The following is a 4,003-nucleotide window of genomic DNA, read 5'->3' as shown; positions in this document are numbered from 1 at the left end:
GGCGCCCCGCGCAGGCACAGGAAGTGGATCGGCACGCACACCAGCAGGTGGATGGCCGCCAGCGCCAGCAGCGCCGGCCGCCACCCCAGCACCGCGATCAGCCACGCCGACAGCGGAATGAACACGCTGCTGGCCAGCCCGCCCAGGAAGGTCAAGGTGATGATGGCGCGGCGGAAGTCCAGCGGGAAGCGGCGCGTGACCACCGCGAACACGGGCGTATAGAGCGTCGCGGCCAGCGCCGCCCCGAGCACGAACCACGCGGCATAGAAACCCGCGGCGGAATGCACCCGCGAGTGCAGCACCAGGCCGGCGATCGCCAGCAGCGAGCCGCCGGTCATCACCGCCCGTTCGTGCCCGCGGTCGATCCAGCGGCCCACCGGATAGGAGAACAAGCCTTCGGCCAGCAGCGCGAGGCTGAAGGCGAGCGACGACTGCGCGCGGGTGAGCCCGAGTTCGCGCTCCACGGGCGCGAGCAGCACGGCGAAGGTGTAGAAGACGCTGCCCCAGGTGATCAACTGGGCCAGCGAGAGCCAGAGGACGAGGCGGCGGTCATGCCCGGGACCCGGGTTCATGGCGAGGCAGGCAATGGCATGGACGCGCATTGTGCCGGCAGCCGCGCAGGACCGCCGGTCGCGCCCGCGCCACCGCCCGCGCGCCGATGAAAAGCCTTCTTGATCCAGCGCATTTGCACATCTGGTTACGACCAGCATCCTTCCGGCCATGGGAGACGGCCGCCGGGCCCGCTCCGCGCGAAAGGTTCGTGATGTTCTCCAGACTCAAGATCGGCCCCCGCCTCGGACTCGGGTTCGCCGCCGTATTGGCCGCCTTCCTTGCCGTGTGGGCGCTGGCCGCCATCAACATCGAGCATGCGAAAGGCCTCAGCAACGACGTCACCATGCGCCACGACCAGACCGGCGCGCTGGCGCAGGCCAACGGCGCGGTATGGGCCCTGCGCGCCCACCTGGCGCAGGCACTGGCCGCGCCGGACGCGGCCGCCCGCGAGCAGGCCTCCGCGCGTGCCGCGCTCACGCGCAAGCAGTTCGACGCCGCGATGTTCAACTACCAGCAGGCCGCCGACCTGGCCACCGACGAAGCCGCGCTGCTGGGCGAACTGCGGGCGGCCTTCGATCGCCTGAGCGCCGTCCGCGAGCCCTGGTTCGGGGCGCTCGAAGCCGGCCGCACCGAAGAGGTCCTGGCGCTCTCCGCCGAGCGCCTGCAGCCCGCCGCCGCCCAGGCGCTGGCGGCGCTGGAGAAACTGAGCGACATGAAGGACCGCGAGGTGTTGAAGGCCGACGACTACTACGTCCTGGAGCTGAATCGCTCGCGCTGGTTCATCCACGCGGTGGGCGTGATCGCACTCGCCGCCGCGGCAGCGGTGATCCTGCTGCTCACGCGTTCCATCACGCGGCCGCTGCACGAGGCGGTGGTTTCCATCCAGGCCGTCGCCCGCGGCGACCTGACGCGCCCGATCCAGGTGCGCTCGCGCGACGAGGTGGGGCAGCTGCTCGCCGCCCTGCAGACGATGCAGGGCAACCTGCGCGCCCTGGTGGGCGAGGTGGTGGGCGGCGCGCAGGCGGTCGCCGACACCAGCGCGCAGATCGCGCAGGGCAACCTCGACCTCTCGCAGCGCACCGAGGAACAGGCCAGCACCCTGGAGGAGACCGCCAGCTCGATGGAGCAGCTCACGGCCACCGTGAACCAGAACGCGCAGAACGCGCAACAGGCGAGCACGCTGGCCGCCGGCGCCTCCGAGGTCGCCACCCGCGGCGGCCAGGCCGTGGGCAACGTGGTGCGCACCATGGAGGGCATCTCCGAGTCCTCGCGCAAGATCGCGGACATCATCGGCGTGATCGACGGCATCGCCTTCCAGACCAACATCCTGGCGCTCAATGCGGCGGTGGAGGCCGCGCGCGCCGGCGAGCAGGGGCGCGGCTTCGCCGTCGTGGCGGCGGAAGTGCGGGCGCTGGCGCAGCGCAGCGCCGGCGCGGCCAAGGAGATCAAGGCCTTGATCGGCGGCTCGGTGGAGCAGGTGGTGGCGGGCACGCGGCTGGTCGACGAGGCCGGCGCCACCATGCAGGAGATCGTGGCGGCGGTGCAGAAGGTGACGGCCCTGGTGGCCGAGATCGCCGCGGCGAGCCAGGAGCAGAGCCAGGGCATCTCGCAGGTGACCACCGCCGTTTCGCAGATGGACCAGGTGGTGCAGCAGAACGCGAGCCTGGTGGAAGAGGCCTCGGCCGCCACCGAGGCCATGAAGGAGCAGGCCGCCGCGCTGCTGCACTCGGTGAGCCGCTTCCGCATCGGCGAGGCGCAAGCGGAGAACGCCACGCCGGCCCGTGCGCTGGTGCAACACAGGCTTCAGCCAGCCTGACGCCTGCGGCGCGCCGCCGCAGAGCCTCTTGACGTCGCACAAGCGACATCCGGCTCCATCGGCGAACCTCCCGGCACGAGAGAGGAAATCCATGTTGTCCAACCTGAAAATCGGCACGCGCATGGCCATCGGCTTCGCGCTCGTCCTGCTGGGACTCGTCGCCGTCCTGGCCCTGTCGGCGCTGAACATCGAGCGCACTTCCGATCAGATGCGGCAGACCGTCGACCGGCACGAGCGCACCAGCGCGCTCGCGGCCGCGAACGCTGCGGTCTGGTCCCTGCGGTGGGACGTCGCCCAGTTCATCGCCGTCACCGATGCGGCGTCGCGCCGGCAGATCGTCGAGCGCTCCGGGCCGACCCGCAAGCAGTTCGAGCAGGCCATGGCCGTCTACGACACCGCCAAGGTGGGCGCACTCACGGCGGCGGAGGACGGCCTGCGCAAGGAACTGGTGGGCGCCTTCGGCAAGTATTCGGATGCGCGGCTGCGCTGGTTCGAGCTGGTCATGGCCGACCAGGCCGAGGAGGCGGTGAAGTTCCGCGCCGAGGCCCTCACGCCGGCCGGTGCCGCCACCAACGGCGCGATGGCCAGGCTGATCGAGTTGCAGGACCAGCTGGTCGAGCAGGCGCAGGCCGGCTTCCTGCAAAGCCAGAAGCAGCAGGCGCTGGCGCTCTACACGTTCGGATCGCTGGCGCTCGTGCTGGCCGGCCTCCTGTCCTGGCTGCTCGCGCGCTCCATCACCCGGCCGCTGCAGGGCGCCGTGGCGGCGGTGGAAACGGTCGCCCGCGGCGACCTGAGCCAGCGCGTCGAAGCGCGTTCGCGCGACGAGGTCGGGCAACTGCTGGCGTCGCTCGCCACCATGCAGCGCAACCTGAAGGCGCTGGTGGCGGAGGTGGTCGAAGGCGCGCGGACCGTGGCCGAATCGAGCGAGCAGATCGCGCAGGCCAACACGGACCTCTCGCAGCGCACCGAGGAACAGGCGAGCACGCTGGAGGAAACGGCCGGCTCCATGGAGGAACTCACCGCCACCGTCAACCAGAACGCCGACCATGCGCGCGAAGCGAACCAGCTCGCCGCCCGCGCTTCGGAGGTGGCGGTGCACGGAGGACAGGTGGTGGGCGATGTCGTGCAGACCATGACCGGCATCGCCGAATCCTCCCGCCGCATCGCGGACATCATCGGCGTGATCGACGGCATCGCGTTCCAGACCAACATCCTCGCCCTCAACGCCGCGGTGGAAGCCGCGCGCGCCGGCGAGCAGGGCCGCGGCTTCGCCGTGGTGGCGGCGGAGGTGCGCAGCCTGGCCCAGCGCAGCGCCGGCGCGGCCAAGGAGATCAAGGCGCTGATCGGCGACTCGGTGGGCAAGGTCGACGCGGGCACCAAGCTGGTGGATGCCGCGGGCGCGACGATGCAGGAGATCGTCGGTTCCGTCCAGCAGGTCAGCACGCTCATCGCGGAGATCGCCTCGGCCAGCCAGGAGCAGAGCCAGGGGATCGCGCAGGTCACCAGCGCCGTCACCCAGATGGAGCAGGTGGTGCAGCAGAACGCGGCGATGGTGGAACACGCCGCGCGCGCCACCGAGACCATGAACGACCAGGCGGCGCAGCTGCTGGACATCGCCTCGCGCTTCCGCCTGCG

3 protein-coding genes are annotated in these 4,003 nt (G+C 71.1%); 2 read left to right on the top strand and 1 reads right to left on the bottom strand.

The features are described 5' to 3' along the window. On the bottom strand, nt 1-572 hold a 572-nt coding region (locus VFM98_RS02885; RefSeq protein ID WP_325108391.1), incomplete at its 3' end, for an MFS transporter. A 191-nt stretch (nt 573-763) separates the two neighbouring features. On the opposite strand from VFM98_RS02885, the gene VFM98_RS02880 reads away from it, so the two are divergent. Both VFM98_RS02880 and VFM98_RS02875 read left to right on the top strand, forming a co-directional pair. Continuing rightward, nucleotides 764-2,368: a methyl-accepting chemotaxis protein gene (locus VFM98_RS02880; protein ID WP_325108390.1), complete on the top strand. Its 1,605-nt coding sequence runs from the start codon at nt 764-766 to the stop codon at nt 2,366-2,368. Between the two features lie 94 nt (nt 2,369-2,462). Then, nucleotides 2,463-4,003 (top strand): methyl-accepting chemotaxis protein (locus VFM98_RS02875; protein ID WP_325108389.1); only part of this gene is annotated, 1,541 nt, incomplete at its 3' end.

The organism is Ramlibacter sp., assembly GCF_035706265.1.
GTDB lineage: Bacteria > Pseudomonadota > Gammaproteobacteria > Burkholderiales > Burkholderiaceae_C > Ramlibacter.
The sequence above is the reverse complement of the archived record's forward strand: the minus strand, read 5'-3'. Positions and strand labels throughout refer to the sequence as shown.

What these genes read in the sequence shown, in the direction of transcription:
- VFM98_RS02880 (WP_325108390.1), top strand. Translation starts at nt 764, where the DNA reads ATGTTCTCCAGACTCAAGATCGGCCCCCGCCTCGGACTCGGGTTCGCC.